A 25,985-nucleotide genomic window follows, 5' to 3' on the forward strand; every position below is an offset into this window, starting at 1 on the left:
GTGCGCTCGAACCCCGAGTGCGAGGACGCATGCTCAAGACCCTGGCCTTCACCCTGGCGCTGACCGTCGCCGTGCCCGCCTTGGCCGATCCGCTGACCTTGACCGATGTGCCCAAGGCTGCCGGCCCGAAGGTGTCGCTGTTCAACGGCAAGGATCTGAAGAACTGGGACGCTTGGCTGGGCTATGCTGACCCCGCCCTCACCTACAAGCGCCCTCCGGTGGCCCCGATCGGCGCCACGACCCAGAGCGCCGAGATCTTCAAGGTGGTGCGGGAGGACGGCCGCCCCGCTCTCTACGTCAACGGCAAGGTCTGGGGCAGCCTGGTCCACAAGGGCGACTTCAAGGACTACCACCTGCGCCTGCAGTACAAGTGGGGCAAGGGCCGCTGGGCGCCGCGCGAGACCCAGGCGCCCAACAACGGCCTGCTCTACCACTCGCACGGCGCGCCCGGCGTGGTCTGGGGCACCTGGAGCCAGGCGGTCGAGTTCGAGATCATGACCGGCTCGATCGGCATGGTCGTGCCGGTCGGCGAGGCGATTTCGGCCGTCACCAACGCCGTCGACGATCCCAGCCTGATCAAGCCCAACCTCCGCTACGCCCGTGCCGGCCGCGTCGTCACCGCCAAGGGCGGCACGGCCGACTGGAACGTCGAGGCCTATAGCGACGCCGAGAAGCCGGCCGGCGAATGGAACACCCTGGACCTCTACGTGCTGGGCGACCGGGCCGTGCATGTGGTCAACGGCGTGCCGGTGCTGGAGGTCCGCGACCTGAAGGCCGGCGGCCAGCCCCTGACCCACGGCGCGATCCAGCTGCAGTCGGAAGGCGCCGAGACCTTCTTCCGCGACATCGTGCTGGAGCCGATCACGGCCCTGCCCAAGGTCAGGTGATCCGGCGCTTCTCCAGCTTCCGCGCCAGGGTCCGGCGGTGCATGCCGAGCCGCCGGGCGGTCTCGGAGATGTTGAAGTCGGTCTCGACCAGGGTCTGGTGGATCCGCTCCCATTCCAGGTTCTTAATCGAGGTGGCCCGCTCACCAATGGCGGCGTCGACATCGCCGTCGCCCTTGTGGAAGGCCGCCTCGATGTCGTCGGTGTTGGACGGCTTGGCCAGGTAGTGGCGGGCGCCCAGCTTGATGGCCTCGACGGCGGTGGCGATGCTGGCGAAGCCCGTCAGCACCACGATCAGCATGGCCGGATCACGCTCGGCCAGGGCGCGGACACAGGCCAGGCCGGACTCGCCAGCCAGCTTCAGGTCGACCACGGCGTAGCGCGGCGCAAAGGTCTCCAGCGCCGCCATCGCCTCGTCCAGGCCGCGGGCGTGGACGACCTCGTAGTCACGCCGCTCGAACGAGCGCTTCAGGGTCGCGGCGAACTTCTCATCGTCCTCGATGATGATCAGCTTGCGGTCAGTCGGCACGGCTGATCTCCAGGGACGACAGCGGCAGGTCCAGCACGACGCGCGCCCCACCCTCGGCCAGGTTCTCGGCGAACGCGCGGCCGCCCAGCTTGCGCAGGACATTGACCACCAGGAAGAGGCCCAAGCCGCCGCCGGCCCGGCCCTTGGTCGAGTTGTACGGCTTGCCGAAGTTTTCCAGCGTTTCGGCGGTGAAGCCGGGGCCGTCATCCTCGACCTCGATCAGCAGCCGGTCCTCGCGCACACCCGCCCACAGCCGCACCGCGCCGGCGGAGGCGTCCAGGGCGTTGTCGAGCACGTTGTGGATCACCTGCTTCAGGGTCGATTCCGCGACGATCGGGGTCGGGGCGATCAGGTCGGTCTCGTAGACCAGGGCCTCGCCGTTGCGGGTGGCGCGCCAGTCGGTGACCACCTCGTCCATGAAGGCCCGCAGGGTGCTAGCCCGCACCTCGCCGCCGCGCGCCTCGCCGGCCGACTGCAGGACGCCGGTGACGATGGTCTTGCAGCGTTGGACCTCGCCGCGCATGTCCTCCAGCTCCTGGGCCAGGTCGGGCTGGCTGGCGAAGATCGGCATGCGCCGCCAGTCGCCCAGGATCACGTCCAGGGTCGCCAGCGGCGTGCCCAGCTCGTGCGCTGCGCCGGAGGCCAATAGGCCCATGCGGACGATGTGGGTCTCTTCCGCCGCGCGCTGGCGCAGCTCGGCCAGGCGGGCGTCGTGGCGGCGCAGGTTGGCGTTGATGCGATCGACGAAGGTCACCAGCAGCACCGCGTCCAGCACGATGCCGACCAGCATGCCCATCAGGAACAGGTCGAAGAAGGTCTGGTCGCTGAGCCCCGTGGCGACGATCGGCCGGTTGAAGGCCACCAGCATCACGAAGCAGAAGCTGGTCAGGGCCACGATCGCCCAGGTCGCCCAGGCCTCCAGCAACACTGCCCCCAGGATCACGTGCAGCAGGTAGAGGGTCGTGAAGGGATTGGTCGCGCCGCCGCTGAGATAGAGCTGGACGGTCAGGGCCAGGGCGTCCAGCGCCAGGGCCAGGAAGAGGTCGTAGCGCCCAAGTGGCGTCGCCCGCTTCAGGCGCGCCAGGCTGAACAGGTTCAGCGCCACCAGCGCCGCCAGCACCAGCATCATGGCGGCCAGCGGCAGGCGGAAGCCCAGGCTGAAATGCACCGCCAGGATGGTGACCACCTGGCCCAGCACGGCGATCCAGCGCAGGTGGATCAGCTGCAGCATGTTCTGGCGGGCGATGGCGTCGGCCGGGCCGCTGGCGTTGTCCGCCGCCCGCGCGCCCGAAAGCCAGCCCGCCACGCCGGAGAACAGGATGCTGGCGGTCGGGCTCATGAAGCTCCTTCTGGGTTCCGCCGCGCATCGCGCGCGACGTACAGGCCAGCGCCGCTCGTCAGCAGGGCCAGGCCGAACCAGGTCAGGGCGTAGACTAGATGACTGTTGGGGAAACGCACGACCGTAAGACCCCCTAGGGGCCAGCCATCAGGATTGGGCGTCGCGTCGGCGTCCACGAAGTACGGCGCAACGTTGGTAAGCCCATGCGCCGCTGCGATCGCCTGGACATCGCGAGAATACCACCGCCCCTGCCCCGGTTGGTTCCGGCGCAGGAAACCGCCCTTGGGTTCGGTGGCTCGCAGCAGGCCGACCACCGTGACGGGACCGGCGGGGTGTGAGGCCGCCGTCTTGCGCTCGGCCGGCACGAAGCCGCGATTGACCAGCACGGTGAAGCCGCGATCGGCCTTCAGCGGCGTCAGGACCCAGAAGCCCGGGCCCTTCTCGGTGACGGCCTGGACTAGGGTCTCGTCGCCATGATCGAAGACGCCGGTGACGCGAACCCGGCGATAGACATCATCGCTCGACCAGCCTGCCGGCGCCGGAATCGGCTCGGCGTGGATCCGCTGCTCGACCTTGGCGATCAGATCGAGCTTCCAGGCCCGGCGCTGGACCTGCCAGACGCCCAGCAGCCCGAAGACCACGGTGAAGGCGGCGCACAGCCCGATCAGGGCGATCGACCGTGCGCGCCTTCCCGTCGTCACGGCATCTGCTTCATGTCGTGCGCGTCCAGCGGCATCATGTGGGTGTTGAGGTTGTGCATCACCCACAGCGAGCCGCTCAGCGTGATCACCACCAGGATCAGAGTGAACATCAGGGCCAGCAGGGTCCATCCGCCTTCCGAACGCGAGTTCATGTGCAGGAAATAGATCATGTGGACCAGCACCTGGATCACCGCCAGCCCCATCACCGCCACGGCGGTCATCTGGGCGGTCGGCAGGACGTGACCCATGACCAGCCAGAACGGGATCGCCGTCAGGATCACCGCCAGCACGAAGCCGATGACATAGTCCTTCAGCGAGCCGTGACCGGCGTCGTGGCCATGGCCCTCGTGGGCGCCGGGAGCGTGGTGCGTGTCGTGGCCAGCCGCGGTCATCACAGCACTCCCAGCAGGTAGACGAACGAGAAGACGCCGATCCAGATCACGTCCAGGAAGTGCCAGAACATCGACAGGCACATCAGGCGGCGCTTCATGGCCTCGTCGAGGCCGCGCTGGCCGATCTGGACCATCAGGGTGATCAGCCAGACGATGCCGAACGTCACGTGCAGGCCGTGGGTCCCCACGAGCGTGAAGAACGACGACAGGAAGGCGCTGCGTTGCGGGCCCGCGCCCTCATGGATCAGGTGGGCGAACTCATAGAGCTCCAGCGACAGGAAGCCGAGCCCGAACAGGCCCGTGATCGCCAGCCAGACCAGGACCTGTGTCTTGCGGCCGGCCTGGGCCGACAGCATGGCGAAGCCGTAGGTGATCGACGAGAACAGCAGCAGACCCGTGTTCACCGCCACCAGCGGCAGGTCGAACAGGTCCGCCCCCGAAGGCCCGGCCGCGTAGTTGCGGCCCAGCACGGCGTAAGTGGCGAACAGCACCGCGAAGATCAGGCAGTCGCTCATCAGATAGATCCAGAACCCCAGCAGGGTCCCGTTCTCCGGATGATGCTCCTCGGTCATGTGGAAGCGGTTCTTGTCCGCCTCGCTCAGGGCATGAGAGGCCATGGTCAGGTCAGGCTCCGCAGGGCTTCGGTGCGGGCGTCCTCGACGCGGACGACCTCCTCGGCCGGGATGTAGTAGTCGCGCTTGAAGTTGAAGGTGTGGGCGATCGCCGTGACGATCAGGGCGACGAACGACACCGCCGCCAGCCACCAGATGTGCCAGATGAGCGCGAAGCCCAGCACGGTGCTGATCCCGGCCAGGATCACGCCCGCGCCGGTATTGGCCGGCATGTGGATCGGGATGTAGCCGGTCGTCGGGCGCTCATAGCCGCGCGCCTTCATGTCCCACCAGGCGTCCAGCTGGTGGACCACCGGCGTGAAGGCGAAATTGTAGGCCGGCGGCGGCGACGAGGTCGACCACTCCAGCGTCCGGCCGCCCCAGGGGTCGCCGGTCTCGTCGCGCAGGGCCTCGCGGTTGCGGATGCTGACGACGATCTGGACGATGAAGGCCAGGATGCCGCCCAGGATGATCACCGCGCCCAGGGCGGCGATCACGAACCAGATCTGCAAGCTCGGATCCTCGAAGTGGCTGACGCGGCGCGTCACCCCCATCAGGCCCAGCACGTACAGCGGCGTGAAGGCGACCCAGAAGCCGACCAGCCAGCACCAGAACGAGACCTTGCCCCAGAACGGATCCAGCTTGAAGCCGAAGGCCTTGGGGAACCAGTAGGTGATGCCGGCGAACATGCCGAACACCACGCCGCCAATGATCACATTGTGGAAGTGGGCGATCAGGAACAGACTGTTGTGCAGGACGAAGTCGGCGGGCGGGACGGCCAGCAGCACGCCGGTCATGCCGCCGATCACGAAGGTGACCATGAAGCCCAGCGTCCACAGCATCGGCACCTCGAACCGGATGCGGCCGCGGTACATCGTGAACAGCCAGTTGAAGATCTTGGCCCCGGTCGGGATCGAGATGATCATCGTCGTGATCCCGAAGAACGAGTTCACGCTCGCCCCCGAGCCCATCGTGAAGAAGTGGTGCAGCCACACCAGGTACGACAGGATGGTGATGACGACGGTCGCGTAGACCATCGAGCTGTAGCCGAACAGGCGCTTGCCGCAGAAGGTCGAGACCACTTCGGAGAACACGCCGAAGGCCGGCAGGATCAGGATGTAGACCTCGGGGTGACCCCAGATCCAGATCAGGTTCACGTACATCATCGGGTTGCCCCCGAAGTCGTTCGTGAAGAAGTTCGTGTACAGGTACCGGTCGGCGGTCAGCAGGGCCAGGGTGGCGGTCAGGATCGGGAAGGTCGCCACGATCAGGACGTTGGTGCACAGCGAGGTCCAGGTGAAGACCGGCATCTTCATCAGGCTCATGCCCGGCGCGCGCATCTTGATGATGGTCACGACCAGGTTGATGCCGGACAGGGTTGTCCCCACCCCGGCGATCTGCAGCGCCCATATGTAGTAGTCGACCCCGACATCCGGACTGTAGGCCAGGTTCGACAGCGGCGGATAAGCCAGCCAGCCGGTCCGGGCGAACTCGCCGACGAACAGCGACAGCATCACCGTCACCGCACCGCCCACCGTCATCCAGAAGCTGAAATTGTTCAGGAACGGAAAGGCCACGTCGCGCGCGCCGATCTGCAGCGGCACGGCCAGGTTCATCAGGCCGGTGACCAGCGGCATGGCCACGAAGAAGATCATGATCACGCCGTGGGCGGTGAAGATCTGGTCGTAGTGGTGCGACGGCAGGTAGCCTTCATTGGCCCCGAAGGCCATCGCCTGCTGGGCCCGCATCATCAGCGCGTCGGCGAAGCCGCGCAGCAGCATGATGATGGCCAGGATGATGTACATGATGCCGATCTTCTTGTGATCGACGCTGGTCAGCCATTCACGCCACAGATAGCCCCACAGCTTGTAGCGGGTCAGCAGGGCCAGGACGGCGAGACCGCCCAGGGCCACCATGGCGAAGGTCACGAGCAGGATCGGCTCGTGCAGCGGAATGGCGTCCCAGGTGAGACGGCCGAAGATGAATTTGACGAGGTCCGGGGACATGGCTCTCTAGACTTTCAATCAGCGCGCTTCGGCGGACTTCGGGGCGCAGAGCGCGGCGACGAAGGCTCGCAGGCCACCCTCCTGGCCACGCCGTACGCGCTTGTCGTATTCGAGGGTGGTGACGTTGTAGACGCCGGCCATGCCGAGGCCGCCGTTGGCGTCGATGCGCATCATGTCGTGCTGGCACATCTTGCCCGGCTCGACGCAGCGGTTGACGGCCCTATCGAACAGGCCCGCATCGACCGAGGCGAACTTCTGCACCGGAGCCTTCTGGCTGGGCTTTTCCAGAACGAGGTAGCGCGGGCCGTCCAGGCGCTGGTCGCCCTTGCGGACATCGGCGGCCCAGCGCTCGAAGTCCGCGCGGCTCATGCCGTGGAACTTGAAGCGCATGTGCGAGAAGCCCTCGCCGCTGAAATTGGCCGAGAAGCCGTCGAAGGTCCCGGGCTTGTTGATCACCGCGTGCAGCTGGGTGGTCATGCCGGGCATGGCGTAGATCTGGCCGGCCAGGGCCGGCACGTAGAACGAGTTCATCACCGACGAGCTGGTCAGCTGGAAATCGATCGGCGTGTCGACCGGCGCGGCCAGCTCATTGACCGTGGCGACGCCCAGCTCGGGATAGATGAACAGCCACTTCCAATCGAGCGCCACGACCTGGACCTTCAGCGGCTTGACGTTCTCGGCGCTGCGGCCGGGCGCCAGGCGGTCCAGCGGACGGTACGGGTCCAGCAGGTGGGTGCTGGTCCAGGTCACCGCGCCCAGGATGGTGATGATCACCAGCGGCGCGGCCCAGATCACGATCTCCAGGCGCGTGGAGTGGTGCCAGTCGGGATCATAGGGCGCGTCCTCGTTCGAGCGCCGGTACTTCCAGGCGAAGAACAGGGTTAGCGCGATCACCGGCACGATGATCACCAGCATCAGCACGGTGGCGACGATGATCAGGTCGCGTTGCTGCATGGCGATATCGCCGGACGGGTTCATCACCACCCAGTCGCAGCCGCCCAGCGCCAGGAGCGCGGGCAACAGGGCCAACTTGGCCAAAACACGGGGCGACGGAAGGAGTTTCGGACGCATAGCGCGGCCGATAGGGCAGTCTGCTGCACTGCGACATTGGACCGTTTGTCCTAGGCCCCGGTCACGCTCGGAGCGGAAGCGCCGCAAAGGCGTTTGCCAGATCGCGTCCCTTGGCCCCATGCTCGCCTCCAGACCGCCAAAAAGGCGGCGCGACATTTGGAAACTGGGACGGAAACGAGGAATAGGCGCGTCAGTTCATGGCTCAAGAGTTCACAGTACCCACCTCATCCGGCCTGGAGCGCGATGCGCGCCGGATGCATGCCGATTCCCACGGCGTCCGATCTGGCGAGATCGCCCTGGGCGTGGTCATCGGCCGCACCTCGGAATTCTTCGACTTCTTCGTCTACGCCATCGCCTCGGTGCTGGTGTTCCCGCAGCTGTTCTTCCCGTTCGTCGATCGCCTGACCGGCGTCATGTACGCCTTCGCGATCTTCGCCCTGGCCTTCATCGCCCGGCCGATCGGCTCGGTGATCTTCGGCATGATCGACCGGCGCTTCGGCCGCGGGGCCAAGCTGACCGTCGCCCTGTTCCTGCTGGGCGGTTCCACGGCGGCCATGAGCTTCCTGCCGGGCTACGCGGTCGCCGGCCCTCTGGCTATCTGGGCCCTGGCGGCCTTCCGCATCGGCCAGGGCCTGGCGCTGGCCGGCGCCTGGGATGGCCTGTCCTCGCTGCTGGCCCTGAACGCGCCCGAGAACAAGCGCGGCTGGTACGCCATGATCCCGCAGCTGGGCGCGCCGTTCGGCTTCATGCTGGCCAGCGGCCTGTTCGCCTATTTCGTCGCCAGCCTGGGTTCGGCCGACTTCCTGGACTGGGGCTGGCGCTATCCGTTCTTCGCGGCCTTCGCGATCAACGTGGTGGCCCTGTTCGCCCGCCTGCGCATCGTCGCCACCGAGGAATACGGCGCCCTGTTCGAGAAGCGCGAGCTGCGCCCCTCCCCGATCGCCTCGCTGCTGCGAGCCGAGGGCGGCAACGTGCTGATCGGCATGTTCGCGCCGCTGGCCACCTTCGCCATGTTCCACCTGGTCACCGTCTTCCCGCTGTCGTGGGTGGCGCTGCATGACAGCAATCAGGCCCTGACCTTCCTGCGCATCGAGCTGGTCGGCGCGGTCGTCGGCGTGCTGGGCATCCTGGCCTCGGGCTGGATCGCCGATCGCATCAACCGTCAGAACCAGCTGGCCCTGTCGGCCCTGCTGATCGGCGGCTTCAGCCTGCTGGCCCCGCGCCTGCTGGACGGCGGCTCGGTCGGCCAGACCATCTATGTCGTGGTCGGCTTCGCGATCCTGGGCCTGTCGTTCGGCCAAGCGGCGGGCACCGTCAGCTCGCGCTTCTCCAAGCGTTATCGCTACACCGGCGCGGCCCTGACTTCGGACCTGTCGTGGCTTATCGGCGCGGGCTTCGCGCCGCTGGCCGCCCTGGGCCTCGCCTCGCTGTGGGGCCTGCCCGCCATCGGCCTCTATCTGGCCTCCGGCTCGATCGCGACCCTGGTCGCCCTGACCCTGGACCGCAATCGCCAGCGGAAAGCGCTCAAATAATCGTCGCGCCGCCGTCGACCACCAGGATCTGGCCGGTCATGTGGCCGCCGGCGTCCGAAGCCAACAGCAAGGCCGGCCCCATCAGGTCGGTCTCGCCCCCCAGCTTGCCCAGCGGCGTGTCGCGCAGCATTCGCTCGCCATGGTCGCCAATGGTCACGGCCGTCATCTTCGACGGGAAGTAGCCCGGCGCCACGGCGTTGACCCGGATATTGCGCGGGCCCCACTCGGCCGCCAGCGCCCGGGTCATGTTCACCACCGCGCCCTTCGCGGTGTTGTAGGCGATGGTGCCCAGTTGGTCGGGATGGTGGCCCATCAGCCCCTCGATCGAGGCGACATTGACCACCGCGCCCTTGCCCTGTTTCAGGAACGCCTCGCGCGCCACCGCCTGGGTCAGCAGGAATAGGCCGGTGACATTCAGGTCGATGACCTTGTTCCAGCCCTCGATCGGATAGTCCTCGGCCGGCGCGCCCCAGACTGTGCCGGCGTTGTTCACGAGGATATCGATGCGGCCATAGCGCGCCAGCACCCGCTCGGTCAGGGCCGTGGCGGCGTCGGGCGCACCGAGGTCGGCGGCGAAACCCTCGGCCTGGATCCCCTTGGCCGCCAGCTCGGCGACGGCGGCCTCCAGTTCGGCCGGCTTGCGGGCCACTAGCGCCAGCGTCGCGCCGTACTCGCCCAGGGCCGAGGCGATCTGCAGCCCCAGTCCGCGCGAGCCGCCGGTGACGATCGCCACGCGGCCGGTCAGGTCGAACAGGCCGCCGAGGGTCTTGGTCATTTCGCGGTCTCCGCCGGCGGGCACTGGCAGATCGCCTTGAAGCCCGCGGCCATGAAGGTCGCCATGTGCTGGCGAATGGACTCGAAGTCGTTGGACGAGCACAGGCCGTGAGACAGCTGATCCAGCCGGCCCGTGCGGGCCATGTTGTGGGTCATGGCTCCCGAGACGAAGTGATAGCCCCAGAAGATCGTCGCCTCGTCACAGTCGGGCATGGCCTTCTTCAGCAGGTCGATCAGGGCCAGGACGACGGGGTTGAAGTACTTGCCCATCTTCTCCGCGCCCCAGCCGGCGGCGCTGTTGGCCTGGGCGCTGATCTGGCCGAAGGCCAGCCACTGCTCGGTGTCGTGGATCTGGACGTTCAGGTCGGTGTCGATCCAGGCGTGCAGCGCCCCCTCGACCGTGACCTTGTCGCCCACCTCCTCGGCATAGCGTCGCATCGCGTCCAGACGGTTCTGCGCCGAGACCGGAGCCCGCCGCGCCCACACCGCCTCGAACAGGCTCTCCTTGCCGTTGAAGTGGTAGTGGATCAGCGTCGAGCTGACCCCGATCCGCGCGGCGACGTCCTTCAGGGTGACGCCGTGATAGCCGAACTCGGCGAACAGCTGCTCGGCGGCGTCCAGGATCCGCTCGATCGACTGCTCGCGGGCGCGGGCCTTGTGGCGGGGCGCCTTGGCCTCTTGGGTCTGGTCGGTGCTCATCGAGCCTCTGGTTGCCGCTTCGCGCCCGGGCCGTCAACGTGACCCTGCGGCGGGAAGGCCGAGAAGCCGATGTCGAGCCGCCAAGCCTGGCCCTTCGCACGCCGCTCGGCGACCAGGGCGTCGGCCCAGCCGTAGGCGGCCGGTTGCAGGTCGCGCGCGGCCACGGGCCGGTCGTCGATGTCGAGGTAGCCGCGCTCCTTGGCTGTGAAGCGCGGCCACGCCGTCTCGCCCGGCGCGGCCGGTACGCCGGTTCGGACGAACGAGACCCAGTAGTTCAGCATGGCGTCCGACAGCGCCGTCTCCTGCGCCGTCAGCGGCGGTCGCGGCCAGTTCGGCCCAAGCTTGGCGCCCTCGCCGACCTGGCCGAAGACGTAGGGGATTTCACTCGCATGGAAGGCCGCCAGGTCGCGGGCCTTCTGGGCCGGGGTGCTGTGGCGGAAATAGTAGAGATAGCCGCCCCGCCCAGCCGCCGCCTGCTGGCGCACCAGATACTGGGCCGCGAAGCCGTAGAGCCCGTCACGGATCGAGGCCATGACGTCGGCCTTTGGGTCCGCGCCAGGATAGACGGCCAGATAGGCGTCGGCCTTGGCGCCGAAGCGTTTCCGCACGTCAGCGACATACGCCGGCGACGTCGCTGGCGCGGGCGGCATCAGGAACAGCAACGAGCGGATCTCGCCCTCGTTGAAGCCGGCCAGGACGTCAGCCTTGGCCTGTTCGCCGCGCGCGAAAGTCTCGACCAGTTGGCGCGGCAGCGTCACGCCGTCGATCACCGGCTCGGGCTGCCAGCCGGTGGCCAGGCCCGCCTTGAACAGGGTGACGAGGTCGGTCGCCCGCAACTGCTCGGCGGTCTTGGCCCCGGCCGCCGCGCCCAGCGCTTCGCCGCCCGCTTCGGCCGAGGGCAGACCCAGGGTCGACTCGTGCAGGGCGCGATAGGCCGGCATATAGCCGCTCTGGACAATGGCGCGCCGGAACAGCCCCTTGGCCTGCGGACTGGCCATCAGGGCGATGGCGGACAGACCGCCGGCGGACTCGCCCGCAATGGTGACCTGCTTCGGATCGCCCCCGAACGCTTCGATGTTGTCGCGCACCCAACGCAGCGCCTCGATCTGGTCGAGCAGGCCGTAATTGCCCGACAGCTTCTGGGACGACTCCGCGCTCAGCGCCGGATGGGCGAAATAGCCCAGCAGGCCTAGACGGTAGTTGATCGAGACGAAGACGACGCCCTGCTTGGCCAGCTTGGCGCCGTCATAGAGCGGCTCCGAACTGCCGCCGCCCAACAGCGCGCCGCCGTGGATCCAGACCATGACCGGTAGTTTCTTGCCGCCGGCCGGCGCCCAGACGTTCAGGCTCAGGCAATCCTCGCTCATCGGGGCCAGGCCGCCGGAATAGAGGCCGTTCGGCGCTTGCGGCGGTTGGAGACATGCAGGGCCGAAGGCCTTGGCGCCTCGCACGCCTGTCCAGCCCTCAGCCGGAACCGGCGCCCGCCAGCGCAACGGCCCCACCGGCGGCTGGGCGTACGGGACACCCTTGTAGACCGAGACACCCGCCTCGGAGACGCCTTGCAGCGCGCCCTGGCGGACCTGGACTCGCCCCTCCTCCGCCCGGACCGCCGCTGCCGCCAGGACAGCGACGGCCAGGCTCAAGCAGGCCCAGAGCCGGCTCACAGGTTGTAGCCCACGCGGACGCCGAAGGTGCGCGGCCGCAGCACGGCGAAGCGGCTGTACACGAAGGCTTCCGGATGGATGTAGGTCGTGGCCCGGCTGTTGCCGAGGTTCTCGCCATAGACCGTCACCGTGGTCCTGCCGAACCGGGCGCCGGTCTGCAGGTTCACATAGGTGTAGCGGTCGGTGAAACCGTAGAGCGGGCTCTGGGTCCCGGCCTTGCCCGGCGTGTTGGGGAAACCGTTCGGGAACGAACCGACATGCTGAACCTGGAAACTGGTGAAGCCCTGCGCCCCGCCTTGCAGGTCATAGCTGAAGGTCCCGAAGAACGAGCCCTGCACGTGCGGCGAGGCCAGGCGCGAGCCGTCGACCGCGCCGGAGATCGTGGCCTCCGACGTGCTCAGCTCGGTGACCTTGGCGTCGTTCAGCGAGCCGTTGATGCCCAGCAGCACGCCCTTGACCGGGGTGAAGCTGACCTCGGCCTCGAGGCCCTTGGAGGCGGCGCGGCCGACATTGGTGGCGAACTGGATCGAGTCCGACTGGCGGTTGGCCTGCACCTGGATGTTCTTCCAGTCGATATAATAGGCCGCCAGGGCCGCGGTCAGCCGGCCGTCCAGGAAGCGGCCCTTCAGGCCGACCTCGTAGTTGGTCAGGTTGTCCGAACCCGCGCCCGACGGAATGATCAGGTCGCTGGGCGTCACCGTGCTGACGCTGCCGGCGCGGGCGTTGTAGACGGGCGTGCGATAGCCGGTGGAGACCGTCGCGTAGGTCGTCAGATCCCGCGAGGGCTTGTAGGTCAGGCTGGCCTTCCACGACGCCTTCGAGGCCGACGGGTACTTGGTCGTCGCCGGGGCGTTCGGCGTCAGGGCCAGCGGCCCGGACAGGTTCAGCAGCGCATAGGTGAAATAGGCCGAGTTGAAGCCGGCATAGGTGTCGACCTCGCCGCCGTACTTGCCGTAGCGCACGCCGCCGCTGGCCGAGAGCTTGTCACTGAGGTGGTAGGTCAGCTCGCCAAAACCCGCAAGCTCGTAGGTGCGGGTGTCGCTGCCGAACTTGGAGAAGGTGGCGCCCGGCAGGCCGGTCAGCTTGCGGGCCGTCAGGAAGGCGGCGTTGGAGCGGTTCTCGCCGTTCAGGTCGGTGTCGCGGTGCAGGTAGAAGCCGCCCGCCACCCAGTCGAACTTGCCGCCGGCGTCCGAGGCCAGGCGGGTCTCCTGCACGAAGGTCTTCGAGGTGAAGCTGTCGAACAGGTAGAACGGCACCGCCAACGCGAAAGTCCCCGCCAGGTCGACATTGAACAGGCTGTCGGCGACCGAATAGGTCGAGGAGCTGGTCAGGCGCGCGCCATCGACCTGGTACTCGACCGTGCCGTTATAGACCTGGGTCTTGGACGTATATTGGTCGGGAACGGTGCTGTAGCGCTTGAGGTCGCCCAGGTTCGGCGAGGTCAGGGCCGAGTCCTTGGGGTTGCTGTCCTCGTAGGAGGCCAGCAAGCGGACGCTGAGCCGGTCGTTGGGCTTCCACAGCAGGATGCCGCGACCGCCCCAGTTCTTCAGCTTGTTGGAATTCTTGACCCCGGTGCCCAGGTTGTCGACGTAGCCGTCCTCGTCCCGGTAGAAGCCGACCAGGCGCAGGGCCAGCTCGTCCTTGATCAGCGGCAGGTTGACCATGGCGTTGTAGCGCTGGCGCCAGCCCTCGCTGTCGGGGGTGTAGCCGATGTCGGCCAGGGCCGAGCTATCGTAGCCGGTTAGGTCCGGGCTCTTGGTCAGCACCCGCAGGGCGCCCGACAGCGAGCCCGAGCCGAACAGTGTGCCCTGGGGCCCGCGCAGGAACTCGACCCGCTGGACGTCATAGAGGTTGGGATCCAGGGTCACCGTGTTGCCGATCGTGGTGAGCGGCAGTTCGTCCAGATAGATGGTCGTGGTGGTCTGCAGGCCCGCGCCCCAGCCGTTGGTCGAGATGCCCCGGACGGTGAAGCGGACATTGTTGTCGCTGGCGCGGTTCAGCACGACGCCGGGCGTCTCGCGGGCGATGCCCTCGTAGTTGACGATGCCCTTCTTGGTCAGCTCGGCCTGCGAGAAGGCGGTGACGCTGAGCGGCACGTCCTGCAGGCGCTCGCTGCGCCGGGTGGCGGTGACAACGATCTCGTCGACCTGCTCAGCCCCCGAGCTCGGCTTGGAAGCGGTTTGCGCGATAGCGGGCGCGGCAATGGTCAGCGCGAGCGCCGACGCCGTGTAGGCGATGCGTTTCATGGTTCCCTCCCTGTCGCCGGCCGCGCCTTTTTGGCGCTATTCCGCGAACAGCGTTCACCGTCGCATCATGCTGACGCGTGTGTCAATATTGACTTACTCGACAGTCAGTATTGTGAGCGCGCTATTTCGAGAACCTCAGGATGGTGGTCGACTTGAACACCCTGCCCGGCCGCAGCTCGGTCGACGGGAAGGCCGGCTGGTTGGGGCTGTCGGGCAGGTGCTGGGTCTCGAAGGCAAAGCCCGCATATTTCGGATAGGTCGCGCCGCCAGGACCCTTCTCGGTCCCGTCGAAGCCATTGCCGCTGTTGATCTGCACCGAGGGCTGGTCGGTCAGCACCGTGACGTGGCGACCGCTGACGGGGTCTTCCATCCAAGCGACCGAGCGCACGCCGGGCTTGGCCGCGCGGAAGACCAGGCTGTGGTCGAAACCCTGGGACGGCGACAGCAGCGGGTCGTCCAGCTTCATCGCCTCGCCCTCGCGGCGAGCCTTGCGGAAGTCCAGCACCGTGCCTTCAACCGGCAACAGCTTGCCCGACGGGGCCTTACGGGCGTCGACCTCGGCATAACGGTCGGCGTCAAGCCAGATGATCTGGCTCCGGACGTCGCCGCTCTCAGCCCCGGCCAGATTGAGGAATCCGTGGTTGGTCAGGTTCAGCACCGTCGGGGCCGAGGTCCGGGCGGCGTAGTCGATGTGCAGTTCGTTGGCCTTGCGCATCAGCCGATAGGTCACGGTGACGTCCAGCGCGCCGGGGAAGCCCTGGTCGCCGTCCGGGCTGTGCAGCTCGAAGGCCACGCCCACAGACTTGGCGTCGCTGACCGCGTGGCTGGTCCAGACCCGCTTGTCGTAACCGTTCGGGCCGCCATGCAGGGTCATGTTGTTATTGCCGGCCGGCAAGGCGTAGGGCTTGCCGTCGACGGTGATCCTGGCGTCCGTGATCCGCCCGGCATAGCGGCCGATCGCCGAAGCCCAGCGCCGCGCGCTCGCCTCGTAGGCGGCCACGCTGGGCAGGTTGAGGATCACGTTCTCGAACTTGCCGGCCCGGTCGGGGGCGCTGACCATGGTCAGGGTCGCGCCGTAGTCGATGGCCGCGATGGTCATGCCCAGATCGTTGCGCAGGATGGTCTTCTCGACCGGCACGCCGACCTTGGTCGCGCCGAACGGCTCACGCTTGACGTCGGCGGCCTGGGCCGAGGACGCGAGCAAGGCGGCGAGGCCCGCCAGGAACAGTCTACGCATCGATCCAGAGCACCGGTTGGCGGAGGGGGTAGTTGCGGATGATCTCGGCCTGCGTCGGGTCCGGGTCAAGCTTGCGCCAGAGAGCCAGATAGTCCTGACGCTTCAGGGCCAGGCTGCCAAACAGCAGGCTGGGCTGGCGGACGGGCCAGCCGTCCCAGGCCTCGACATCGGGAGGCTTCGGCCAAGTTTTCTTGTCGGCGATGAAGGGAGCCATGTAGGCTAGGGCGTCGGCGATCGAGCCACCCGTCGCCCCCTTGTAGGTCCAGAGATTGTCGCCGGGCGTCGACATCACGTGGGCGCAGGCGGCTAGGACGTCGAGATTGAACAGGCAGTAGCCGTAGGGCTTGGTGCGGACCAGCTCCAACGGCTGAGAGCCGTCGGCGGCGATCTGGCCGGGGACCAGGGTCTTGATCCGGCCGCGCGCCACGTCGAGTTCGGCCTTGCGACCGGTCAGTTGCGCGAACTCGGCGGCTTGCAGCGCCCAGCAGGTCCCATGGTTGTTCTTCTGGTCGCGCTCCTCAACGCCGTTGGCCGAGGTGCTCATCCAGGTCAGGTAGGCGTCGAACCAGGCGACGGTCGGGGCATAGACGCCGACCTTGGACCGCGCGGCCCTCAGCACCGAGACGGCGCGGGCGACCTCCACGAGGTGCAGGGTGTCGATGACGCCGATCCCCCTGCCCGTGTTCACACCGATGATCGCCTGGGCGTGCTCCAGGTTCGGGTTCATCCGCGTGTCGGGCGCGACGAACCAGGCCTGCAGATGCTTCTCGGCATGCTCGGCGTAGCGCGCCTGGCCGGTCACCTTATAGGCCGCCGCCAGGGCCGGCAGCTGGACGCCCAGACGGATCACCGCGTCGCGGTGGGCTGTGAACTTGTCGGGGTTGGAGTAGCCGTCCTTGCGGATGTACGGCCCCTTAGGATTGGCCGGGTCTGGCCACCAGTAGTCGGCCTCGGAGTAGTAGTCCTGGCGGCTGCCAGGGCTGCGCGGCGCGGCGAAGGCGGTGATCGTCACCGGCGCCTCACCCAGATAGCGGTCGGCGGCTTTGAGGATGCGCGCGCGGTCGATGGCCGCGATGTCGAGCGGGGCCGCCGTCGCGGTCCCGAACGCCGTCAGCGCCAGGGCCGTGCCGAGGAAGAAATCGCGTCGGTTCATGAGTACGCTCCGAACGAAAGCGAGGGCGACGCGTAGGCGCCGCCCTCGCGGATTGGACTAGTACTTCACCTGGGCGCGGACGCCGAAGTAGCGCTCGCTGTCGCGGCCCGGCTTCCAGTTCACCGCCAGGGTGGCTGGGGTCGCCGTGCGGCTGAAGTTCCAGGCGTTGTCGCGCCCCTTGGTCAGGGCGTAGTTCTTGTCGAACAGGTTGTTGGCGAAGACGCTGAGCTTCCAGTTGTCCTTCTGGACGCCGGCGCCGAGGTTGAAGATGCCATAGGCCTCCTGCACCGCGTCCGGGTCCTGGACCAGGCTGAAGGTCACATCCGACTGCCAGCGATACGAGGCCTGGATGAAGGCGCCGTACTCGGCGTTCAGGCGCCAGTCGTACTGGCCCGTCAGCGTGCCGGTCCACTTCGGCGCGTTGGGCAGGTTCTTGCCCGACAGGTTTTGACGGCCACCCACGCACCCTTCCGCCGCGGTTTGGGCCGCGTAGCAGGGAGCGTTCAGGAACGTGTCCATGCGGGCGATGTTGTAGCTGCCGTTGGCGTTCAGGGTCAGGCCGCCGGCATAGATCGCCACCTCGGTCTCGACGCCCTTGGACGTCACCTTGCCCAGGCTCTGCAGGATATTCTGACCCAGGTCCAGATCGCGACTCTGGGCCTGGAAGTGACGATAGTCCTCGAAGAAGGCCGTCATGTTCCAGGTCAGGCGACGGTCGAAGAACGCGCCCTTGAAGCCGGCCTCATAGGACTTGCTAGTCTCGGGCGGCACCGGCTGGCGCGAGGCCACGCAGTCGGCGACAGGCAGACCGAAACACGAGCCCGCCGCCGTGGTCGGCGTACGCGTGGTCAGGATGCTGGTCAGGTCGTAGGCCAGGCCCTTGTAGCCCTTGGCGGCGTTGGCGAAGACCATGAAGCCCGGCGTGAACCGGTACTGCACGGCGGCCTTGCCGGTAACGACGCTGTCGCTGTCGCAGGTTGAGATCTTCAGCGACGGGGTCGGCGTATTGGTCGAACAGCCGGGCTTGCCGTAGGTGACGCCCGTGTCGCGATCCAGGAAGTCGTAGCTGAGCTTCTCGTGATGGTACCGCAGACCACCGATGACGGTGAGCTTCGGGGTGATGTCGTAAGAGCCCTGCGCGAAGGCCGCATAGGTCTTGGACGTCGAGTTGGTCAGATAGCTGGAATAGACCAGCGAGTTCGTCGTCGGCAGCTGCTGCTGGCCGTTGAAGATCACGCCGTTGAAGCTGCCGTGGGTGTTGGAGCCCCGCACATAGTCCCGCGTGCTGTCGGTCTTGCTGTAGAACAGGCCCGCCACGTAGCGGAACGCGCCGCTGTTGGGCGAGGTCAGGCGCAGTTCCTGGGTGATGGTCTTGACGTCGAACGAGCCGCCATCCCCTACCCCGCCCTTCGGCGCGGTCGCGAAGTTGACGCCGCCCACCGTCAGGGTGCTGAAGTCGAAGTCGCTGGAGTCGGAGTCCTTGAAGTCCTCCAGGCGGTACTTGTCGTACGACGAGATCGACATCAGCGACCCGCCGTTCGGCAGGTCGTAGACCAGGCGCAGGCCGGTGCCGTAGTCCTCGGCGAAGCCCTCGGTGTCCAGGTCCAGGCGCGTCAGGCGGTTGTTCTTGCCCGGCGTGATGCCGGCCAGGATCGTCGAGGCCGGCAGGTTGGCGCGGCTGAAGGTGACGCCGGGGCTCAGGAAGTACTGGGCCGGCGCGCAGCAGGTGCCTTCGGTCTTGGTGTAGTACGGAGACAGGGTCGCGGTGAAGCGATCGGTCGGGCTCCAGGCGATCTTGGACCGCACCGTGTAGTCGGTGGTGCCGTTCTGCCAGTTGCCGGTCGTCAGGTTCAGGATGTTGCCACGATAGTGGCTGTAGTTGGCGGCCACCCGCACGGCGACGGTATCGCTGACCGGGCCCGAAACGCTGGCCTGCAGGCGGCGCTCATGATCGTCGGTGACCAGGGCGTCGGCCTTGGCGGTGAAGACCTTGCTGGGCGCTTCGGTGGTGATGTTGACGACGCCGGCCGAGGCGGCCTTGCCAAACAGGGTGCTCTGCGGGCCGCGCAGCACTTCCACCTGCTGGACGTCGACCAGGGCGGCGAAGGCGGCGGCCTGGAAGGCCTGCGGCACGTCGTCGATGACCACCGCCACGCTGGGCTGGGTGGCGATCGAGAAGGCGTAGGTGCCGATACCGCGGATGTTGATGCTGTTGTTTGCCGGCTGGGTGGTCTTGGAGATGGTCAGCGACGGCGCGGCGCGCGGCAGGTCGTCGAAGTCGCGGACATTGCCGCGTTCAAGGTTGGCGGCCGTGACCACCAGCACCGAGGACGGCACGTTCTGGATGTTCTGGGCCTGTTTGGTGCCGGTGACGATGATCTCTTCGACGGTGGACGTCGCGGGTGCGGCGTCCTGGGCGTGAGCCGCGCTGGCCAGGGTGGCCCCTCCTAGCGAGGTTAGGGCCGCTGACGCCAGCAGGATGGATTTACAGGACATGGTTTCTCTCCCCCCTTCCTTTTTGATCGGCGACCGCGCTGGAAGGGTTGCGTGACCGCTGCCCTGCTCCGTCCCGAAAGGCGTCAGCCCCTAGGGACGCAGCGGATAAAGGGATCCCGCGTCCCCGCAGCGCCTTGGCTGGGGGATCATCCGTCGGTCAGGAGCTCCGCGCTTGGGAGGCGATGGGGAATCCGGACGACCAACGGACCGCGATGCGGCGGGACAGGTGTCGGCCGGCGGGGGAAAGAAGAAGGACCCCGCCGGCCGAGTAGGATCAGAAGCGCAGGCGGGCGCCGAAGTAGATCTGCGGACCGTTGTCCGAGACCTCGGTGATCGAGTCCTCTCCGGCCTTGTACATGACGTCGCGCGTGCCGGTGACGTTCAGGGCTTGCAGCTTCAGCTGCACCTGCTTGGTCAGGTCATACGACGCCGACAGGTTCAGATAGCCCGAACCCTTGGCGCTGCGGTTAGTGCTGCTGTTGGGCTTGAAGTAGTCCGAACGGTAGCGATACGAGGCGCGCAGCGAGAGCTTTTCGTTCTCCCAGTAGACCGAGCCGCTGCCGGTATATTTCGACAGGCCGTTCAGGTTGGCCGCGCCCATATAGGGGCTGACGGTCGACGGGTCGGGGATCTCGAAATTGGCCTCGGTGACCGCGAAGCTGCCCTGCACGCCGAACCCGCTCAGGAGGCCTGGCAGGTAGGTGAAGGCGTGGTTGCCCGAGAACTCGATGCCGTACAGGTCGCGGGTCGCGGGGTCGTTGGCCGGCGCGATGGCGTTGAAGGTCACCAGCGTGCCGTTGGCCATGATGCTGGTCTCACGCGGCTCCTGGGCGTCGAACGCGGCGCCCTTCAGCCACTTGTAGTAGGTGGCGACCGCGAACGAGGTGTCGCGGTTGACGTAGAACTCCAGCGAGGCGTCCAGATTCCAGCCGCGGATGGGTTTCAGGTCCGGGTTGCCCGTGGTGCTGTTGGCCAGCACGCCCTGCACCGTGGTGGCGGTGGTGTCGGCGATCGGGTTGATGCCGACGTTGAAGTCCTCGATGCCCGAGCGCGACAGGGCCTTGTAGCCGGCCAGGCGCAGCTTCACGACGTCGGTCAGGTCGAAGGCGACGTTGACGCTGGGCAGGAAGTACTCGTAGCCGCCCGTGCCCTCGATCTCCTGCAGCGGCGTGCCCGGCGTGCGGACCACGGTCGCGGCGGCGCCGCCCACCGACGGCGTCACGGTCAGCTCGCCGCGGAAGCCCTTCGACAGCACGCGGGTGCGGACGTAGCGGACGCCAGCGTTACCCGAGACGGGCGTGTCGCCCAGCTGGGTGCGGAAGTTGGTCATCACATAGGCGGTGCTGATCCGCTCACGGATGTTGGAGTCTTCCGGACCGGGCGCGTTGGACGGCAGGGTGAAGCTGTCCTTGCCGGTATAGGTCTTGAACAGGCAGTCGTTGTCGAACAACGCCCACGACTTCACGTTGGTCTTGCCGCCCATGAAGTCGGACGTCGAGAACGGCACGCGGCAGTTGGCGTTGGCGTCGGCCACCAGCTGGGTCGGGGTGCGGCCGTCATAGGCGACGGGGATGGGCTGGTCGCTGTTGTTGTTGGCGTCCTGGGTGCGGCGGTGATCCGACAGGCGGCCGCCGACCTTGATGCTCTGGAAGAAGCCGTCGCCCAGCTCGTAGGTCACGTCGGCCCGCACCGCGCCGATCTTGTCGAAGCGGTCGGTGACCAGACGATAGCGCGCATAGTTGCTGTTGCTGGTCGGCGTGCCGAACAGGAAGTTGGCCGGGTCGTTGATGTCGAAATTGGTGAAGGTGACCGAGGGCACCTCGTCCATCGTGCCGTCCAGCGTATAGGCCACGCGCGCCTTGGAGCGCATGTTGGTGGCCTTCTGCAGCTCCGTGCGGTGCGACTGCGAGTAGGACAGGTCGCCGCTGATGGTCAGGCGATCGGTCGGCGTCCAGGTCACCGCGCCGCCGCCGCCGATGTACTTCTCGTTGCGCTGGCGGTCCTCGACCTGGATCTCCAGGTTCGAGTTGCCGCTGTACTTCAACAAGGCGCCGGCGCTGTCGTCGTTCGACACGCCGCCGACGACCAGCGGCTGGATGCCGCGCAGGCCTTCGGTGATGGCCAGCTGGTTACGGTATTCGCCGCTCTTACGGGTCGAATATTGGCCGTCGAAGCTGATGTCGAGGTTGGGGGTCGGCTTCCACTGGAAGGTGCCCATCAGCGCTTCGCGCTTCTCGTCCGTAACCTTGGACTGGAAGGTGCGCGAGCTGGTGGCGAAGTAGCGCGGGCCGATCGTCGAGCCCGTCGGCGCGGTCGTGGCGTTCGAGCAGTTGGCCGTCGAGGTCCCTGGGACCGCGGCATAGGTGGTGCACGGCACAAAGGCCGAGTTGGTGATGTAGTAGTCCTCGGGCGTGGCCTGATCCAGGCGCTGGTAGCCTAGGCTGACGCCCATCTCGCCGAACTTGGTGTCGAAGCTGTCGGTGTAGGAAATGTTGCCGCGATAGCCGAGGCCGTTGTGGCCACGGATGTCGTCGTCCTTGGGCAGATAGGCGCCGCGCACTTCCATCTGGATGCGGCGCTTGCCGTAGTCGATCGGGCGGATCGACTTCAGCTCGATGACGCCGGCGATGCCGCCGTCCAGGAAGTCGGCCTGTTGCGACTTGTAGACCAGGACGCCGTTGACCAGTTCCGACGGGAACTGCTGGAAGGCCACCGAACGGTCGGGACCGGCGGTCGAGACCTCGCGGCCGTTGAAGGTCGAGAAGCTGAGCGCGGGACCCAGGCCCCGGACGCTGAGCTCGTTGGCGTTGCCCTTGAAGCGGTCGGCGGTGACGCCGGTGATGCGCTCCAGCGTGTCGCCCACCGAGTTATCCGGCAGGGCGCCGATCTCGTCGTTGACGATGCCGTCGACGATGACGCTGGAATTGCGCTTGGTCTCGATCGAGCTGCGCTGGGTGGCGCGGGCCGAGGTGACGACGATCGCCTCGATCGTGTCCTCGGCGGGCGCCGGGGCCGGCGCGGCCTGGGCCAGCGCCTGGGCCGGCAGCACGATGGCGGCGGTCAGCAGAAGATTGCGATAGAACGATGATTTCATTGGTGGTTCTCCCCTTCTTTTATGGTCATTTGGCCGAGGTCCTTCCCCTCAGCGGTAGTCCAGACGCCAGGTGATCTTGAACGGCGTCGCTTCACCCGTCGGCGCGCCATGGCAGACGACCTTGGTCGTCATGGCGCCCGTCGCGGATCGGTATTCCTTGTCCTGGCCCACCGGGCCGGACTGGCAGGATTTCAGGCCTTCCACCGCAAAGCGGCGCACCGTCCCGTCGGTGAAGGTGGTGGTCCCGGCGGCCTGCTTGGCGCCGCCGGAGAACGAGCCGAACTGCAGCTCGACGTCCTTGACCTTCACGCCCGCGGCCGGGGTGAAGACGTCGGTGCGAGTAATGCGGCCGGGCTCGAGGACATAGGTCGTCTTGACCGAGACGCGCTTGTCGGCGACCGGCGCGCGCTCGCCCATCTTGTCCAGTTCGTCCTGGCGCCAGGACACCGTGGTCTTGGCGCCCTTGGCCTCGACCTTGGCGTCCTTGAAATAGGCCAGCGGCATCAGAGCCGAGCCATCTTCCAGGGTCAGGCGGGGGGTGAGGAACGGCGCGACGCCGTCGGGCGAGCCCGCCAGCATTCCCGGCGAGAACGGGATCGGGAAATACGGGTTGTGATTGTGCTGGCTTTCGCCGCCATTGATCACCGGCAAGGCGATCATCCGGCTGCCGTCACGCACGCTGACCAGCAGGCGGTCGTAGTCGCCGCGCTGGAACCAGGTCACCTGGCGACGCGGCAGGGTCGACAGGCCCTTGGCCCAGTCGCTGGCGGGCGACTTGCCCGCGTAGCCCATCCGCGCCCAGTGAGCGCTGGTATAGGCGTACTGGTGCGCCAGCGAGAGGTTCTCGCCCAGGATACGAAACTTGCCGCGATAGTCGTCAGTGCGGCGGCCGCCGTCCCACAGGTTCACCGAACCGGTCTTCGGGTCCTGCCAAAACTCGGCGTAGCGCTGGGCCGCGCGGGCGGAGTAGGCATAGGCCAGTTCCTTTTCCTGCGGGGTCAGCAGGTCCAGCACCGCCGCGGCGGTCAGGGTCTCGATGATCGCCGTCTCGCCATATGGGCCGATGCTGCGGCCGTACTCGAAGCCCTGCCCCTCGGCATCCAGGCGCATCAGCATCACGTCGGCCGACTTGCGCAGCCAGGTCAGGACCTGCTGGGGCGGCTTGCCCCCGGTCTCGATGAAGCGTTGGGCGATCTCGCCGGCCAGCAACACGGAATAGCGATCGAACCGCCCTTCGCCGTCGGTCTCGTCGGCGAAGCCGTACTGGCCGGAGTACAGGTCGTAGTGCTCGGCGATCTTGGCGTAGAGCTTCTCGGCCGGCGCGCCGTCGTCCCAACCCATGCGGGTGCGCAGGCGGGCGATGGCGAAGGCCACGCAGTAGTAGTTGTTGGGGTGGTCGATCAGCGCGTAGGTGTCGACGTCAACGAACATCCGCCAGTCCAGCCGCACGCGCAGCTTGGCCAGGGTCAGCGGGTCGACAGCGTCCTTCAGACGGCCGGCCTCGCGCAGCTTGTTCAGCGCCGACAGGTAGTAGTAAGCGCCCCAGCTGTCATTGGCGTCGTCGGCCGTCAGCTTGGCGATCTTGCGGAAGTCGGCCAGGTAGGTTGGCAGGCGCGGATCGTTGTCCGGCAGGGTGACCAGGAAGTCGACGAGGCCGATGGCGATCTTGCCCGGCAGGAACTTGTCGCTGCCGTTGAACACCGGCTGGCCGTCCAGCTCCAGCTTGCGGCCGTCCTTGACCAGCTTGATCAGCAGTTGCTCGGTCTGGGGCTGAATGCGGTCTTGGACCGTGACGTCGTAGGCCGGGATGGCGCTGGCCGGAGCCTCGGCCGCCTGGGCGACGCCGCCCATGCCCAAGAGGATCAGGGTCGAGATCGAAACGCCGCGCGCTACGCTGGTAACCGGTGTCAGGTACAAGTCTACGGTCCTCCCGAGTGGTCATTCCGACCTTGCTCTTGACCGTTCCGACGCGCTGGTCGGCGACCTCCTCAATGGAAATCGAAAGTTTTTTGGGGGCAGCGCTGTCTAAGGCGCGGCGTGCAGCTCGACCGTCGTGGCGCTGCTCTGCGCCCGCACGGGGAAATAGGACTGCACGGCCTCGACGAAGGCCCGGCTCTCGCCCGTGCGGAACGTGCCGCTGATGCGCAGCGACTTCAGCCGCGCGTCGGCGACCACGACCTGCAGGGTCGAGTAGCGGTTCATCTCGGCGGCCGCGTCGGCCAGGGCCACGTTGTCGAACACCAGCTGTCCCTGGCGCCAGGCCAGGGCGCGGTCCAGGTCGACCTTGCGTGGCTCGCCGACGCCCACGCCGTCGGTCATCTGCATCGACTGGCCCGGGGTCAGGACGGCCAGGGTCGCGGCGCTCTCGTGATTGCTGACGGCGACCTTGCCCTCGGCCAGGACGACGGTGGTCTCGCGTGGCTCGCGGCGCACCGAGAAGGCGGTGCCGACGGCCGTCACCGTGCGCGGCCCGGCATGCACCCGCAGCGGACGGCTGGTGTCGTGGGCCACCTCGAAATAGGCCCTGCCCTGCACCAGATCGATCGAGCGCACCGAGGCGGTGTAGCGCACCCGCATGACGCTGAGAGCGTCCAGGGTGACCCGGCTGCCGTCCGACAGCGTCAGGGTGCGTTGCTCGCCCAGCGCCGTCTGGAACAGCGCGCCCTGCTGGGCGCGATGACGCATCCACCAGAGCCCGCCCACCGGCGCGGCGATGGCGGCCACGATGCCGGCGGCGACCAGGCGGCGGTCGGGACCCGCCGTGCGATGACGCCGCGCGCGGGACCGTTGCAGCGCCTCGCGGCGGACGGCCACCAGGTCGTCGGTCCCCGCCGCCTCGCCCATCAGCCGCCAGACGGCCTCGGCACGGTCATAGGCCCCGGCGTGGGCCGGATCCTGCTCCAGCCAGCGCGCGAAGCCGGCCTCGTCGGACGCAGCCCCGCCCAGCCGTCGCGCGGCCCAGCCGGCGGCGGTCTCGTCGATCAGGGACTGTTGAAGCGGGTTCGACAACGGCTCAACTCTGAAACGGACCGGGCGACCGCATCAGGTGCGCCAGGGCCTTGATGATGTACTTCTCGACCGAGCTGACGGAAACGCCGAAAGCCCGGGCGATCTCGGCGTGCTTCCATCCCTCCAGCCGATGCAGGATGAAGGCGTCGCGGGTGCGCTCATCCAGCTCGGCCAGGCGCTGCATCACCGCCTGCAACGCCTGCCTGTCTCCTAAGACGCGCTCGGGCGAAATACCCTCAAAGCGATCCTGGCGAAGCTCGGTCTCGCTCAGGTGGCTGCGGAAGGTCTTCTGGCGCCGGGACCGGTCGCGCAGCAGGTTTACGGCCGTGCGAAACAGGAACGCCTCGGGATTGTCGATGTCCGCCCCGTCCGGCCGGCGCACCAGGCGCAGGAACACCTCCTGCGTCAGGTCCTCGGCCTCGTCACGCGAATAGACGCGGCGCTCGAAATACGCCGTCAGCGGCCCGCGATAGGCCTCCGACAGGCGCTGGAGGAAGGCCTGTTCGCGCGGATCGAGTTTCGGCTGCGCGGCCATGGCCTACGACACA

At 67.3% G+C, this 25,985-nt stretch carries 20 protein-coding genes; 2 read left to right on the top strand and 18 right to left on the bottom strand.

Annotated features, from left to right (window positions below; translation table 11 throughout):
* The first annotated feature begins 29 nt into the window (after nt 1-29).
* Complete coding sequence (locus tag AC1RRR_RS05490; RefSeq protein WP_492811166.1) at nt 30-887, top strand: 3-keto-disaccharide hydrolase; 858 nt, start codon at nt 30-32, stop codon at nt 885-887.
* On the opposite strand, the gene AC1RRR_RS05495 is transcribed toward AC1RRR_RS05490, so the two are convergent.
* From AC1RRR_RS05495 to cyoA, 7 genes are read right to left on the bottom strand one after another with little or no spacing between them, the layout of a single operon-like run.
* Nucleotides 880-1,413, bottom strand: a complete 534-nt coding sequence (locus AC1RRR_RS05495) for a response regulator transcription factor (RefSeq protein ID WP_454760253.1) — start codon at nt 1,411-1,413, stop codon at nt 880-882. The genes AC1RRR_RS05490 and AC1RRR_RS05495 overlap by 8 nt on opposite strands.
* On the bottom strand, nt 1,403-2,752 hold the full coding sequence (locus AC1RRR_RS05500) for an ATP-binding protein (protein ID WP_492811167.1): 1,350 nt from the start codon (nt 2,750-2,752) through the stop codon (nt 1,403-1,405). The genes AC1RRR_RS05495 and AC1RRR_RS05500 overlap by 11 nt, the downstream gene beginning before the upstream one ends.
* Nucleotides 2,749-3,453, bottom strand: a complete 705-nt coding sequence (locus tag AC1RRR_RS05505; protein ID WP_492811169.1) for an SURF1 family protein — start codon at nt 3,451-3,453, stop codon at nt 2,749-2,751. The genes AC1RRR_RS05500 and AC1RRR_RS05505 overlap by 4 nt, the downstream gene beginning before the upstream one ends.
* Nucleotides 3,450-3,845 carry a cytochrome o ubiquinol oxidase subunit IV gene (gene cyoD, locus AC1RRR_RS05510; protein WP_492811171.1) on the bottom strand — a complete coding sequence of 132 codons (396 nt, stop codon included), beginning with the start codon at nt 3,843-3,845 and terminating at the stop codon, nt 3,450-3,452. The genes AC1RRR_RS05505 and cyoD overlap by 4 nt, the downstream gene beginning before the upstream one ends.
* Entirely contained in the window at nt 3,845-4,462 is a 618-nt protein-coding gene (gene cyoC / locus AC1RRR_RS05515) for a cytochrome o ubiquinol oxidase subunit III (protein WP_492811172.1), read from the bottom strand. Before cyoC ends, cyoD begins: the two co-directional genes overlap by 1 nt.
* Nucleotides 4,463-4,464: 2 nt before the next feature.
* Entirely contained in the window at nt 4,465-6,462 is a 1,998-nt protein-coding gene (gene cyoB, locus AC1RRR_RS05520) for a cytochrome o ubiquinol oxidase subunit I (RefSeq protein ID WP_492811173.1), read from the bottom strand.
* An 18-nt stretch (nt 6,463-6,480) separates the two neighbouring features.
* Nucleotides 6,481-7,533, bottom strand: a complete 1,053-nt coding sequence (cyoA, locus tag AC1RRR_RS05525) for a ubiquinol oxidase subunit II (protein WP_492811175.1) — start codon at nt 7,531-7,533, stop codon at nt 6,481-6,483.
* Between the two features lie 197 nt (nt 7,534-7,730).
* Here cyoA and AC1RRR_RS05530 point away from each other — a divergent pair, with 197 nt between their 5' ends.
* Nucleotides 7,731-9,065, top strand: a complete 1,335-nt coding sequence (locus AC1RRR_RS05530; protein ID WP_492811176.1) for an MFS transporter — start codon at nt 7,731-7,733, stop codon at nt 9,063-9,065.
* Here AC1RRR_RS05530 and AC1RRR_RS05535 read toward each other — a convergent pair.
* From AC1RRR_RS05535 to AC1RRR_RS05585, 11 genes are all read right to left on the bottom strand, one after another.
* Complete coding sequence (locus AC1RRR_RS05535; RefSeq protein ID WP_492811178.1) at nt 9,058-9,840, bottom strand: SDR family oxidoreductase; 783 nt, start codon at nt 9,838-9,840, stop codon at nt 9,058-9,060. The two genes, AC1RRR_RS05530 and AC1RRR_RS05535, sit on opposite strands and share 8 nt — an antisense overlap.
* Nucleotides 9,837-10,538 (bottom strand): TetR/AcrR family transcriptional regulator, encoded by a 702-nt coding sequence (locus AC1RRR_RS05540; RefSeq protein WP_492811180.1) that lies wholly within the window; start codon nt 10,536-10,538, stop codon nt 9,837-9,839. Before AC1RRR_RS05540 ends, AC1RRR_RS05535 begins: the two co-directional genes overlap by 4 nt.
* Nucleotides 10,535-12,202 (bottom strand): carboxylesterase/lipase family protein, encoded by a 1,668-nt coding sequence (locus AC1RRR_RS05545; protein WP_492811181.1) that lies wholly within the window; start codon nt 12,200-12,202, stop codon nt 10,535-10,537. Before AC1RRR_RS05545 ends, AC1RRR_RS05540 begins: the two co-directional genes overlap by 4 nt.
* Nucleotides 12,199-14,448, bottom strand: a complete 2,250-nt coding sequence (locus AC1RRR_RS05550) for a TonB-dependent receptor (protein WP_492811183.1) — start codon at nt 14,446-14,448, stop codon at nt 12,199-12,201. Before AC1RRR_RS05550 ends, AC1RRR_RS05545 begins: the two co-directional genes overlap by 4 nt.
* A gap of 121 nt (nt 14,449-14,569) precedes the next feature.
* Entirely contained in the window at nt 14,570-15,685 is a 1,116-nt protein-coding gene (locus AC1RRR_RS05555; protein ID WP_492811185.1) for an aldose epimerase family protein, read from the bottom strand.
* Complete coding sequence (locus AC1RRR_RS05560) at nt 15,678-16,838, bottom strand: alginate lyase family protein (protein WP_492811187.1); 1,161 nt, start codon at nt 16,836-16,838, stop codon at nt 15,678-15,680. The genes AC1RRR_RS05555 and AC1RRR_RS05560 overlap by 8 nt, the downstream gene beginning before the upstream one ends.
* Nucleotides 16,839-16,895: 57 nt before the next feature.
* Complete coding sequence (locus AC1RRR_RS05565; RefSeq protein WP_492811188.1) at nt 16,896-19,334, bottom strand: TonB-dependent receptor; 2,439 nt, start codon at nt 19,332-19,334, stop codon at nt 16,896-16,898.
* Between the two features lie 274 nt (nt 19,335-19,608).
* Nucleotides 19,609-22,428 carry a TonB-dependent receptor gene (locus AC1RRR_RS05570; RefSeq protein WP_492811190.1) on the bottom strand — a complete coding sequence of 940 codons (2,820 nt, stop codon included), beginning with the start codon at nt 22,426-22,428 and terminating at the stop codon, nt 19,609-19,611.
* Nucleotides 22,429-22,476: 48 nt separating this feature from the next.
* Nucleotides 22,477-24,345 carry a hypothetical protein gene (locus tag AC1RRR_RS05575; protein ID WP_492811192.1) on the bottom strand — a complete coding sequence of 623 codons (1,869 nt, stop codon included), beginning with the start codon at nt 24,343-24,345 and terminating at the stop codon, nt 22,477-22,479.
* Between the two features lie 108 nt (nt 24,346-24,453).
* Nucleotides 24,454-25,437 (bottom strand): FecR family protein, encoded by a 984-nt coding sequence (locus AC1RRR_RS05580; RefSeq protein ID WP_492811193.1) that lies wholly within the window; start codon nt 25,435-25,437, stop codon nt 24,454-24,456.
* 4 nt (nt 25,438-25,441) lie between these two features.
* Nucleotides 25,442-25,972 carry an RNA polymerase sigma factor gene (locus tag AC1RRR_RS05585; protein WP_454716549.1) on the bottom strand — a complete coding sequence of 177 codons (531 nt, stop codon included), beginning with the start codon at nt 25,970-25,972 and terminating at the stop codon, nt 25,442-25,444.
* Between the last annotated feature and the right edge of the window lie 13 nt (nt 25,973-25,985).

The sequence above is a fragment of the Caulobacter sp. GW821-FHT12D05 genome (assembly GCF_058807295.1).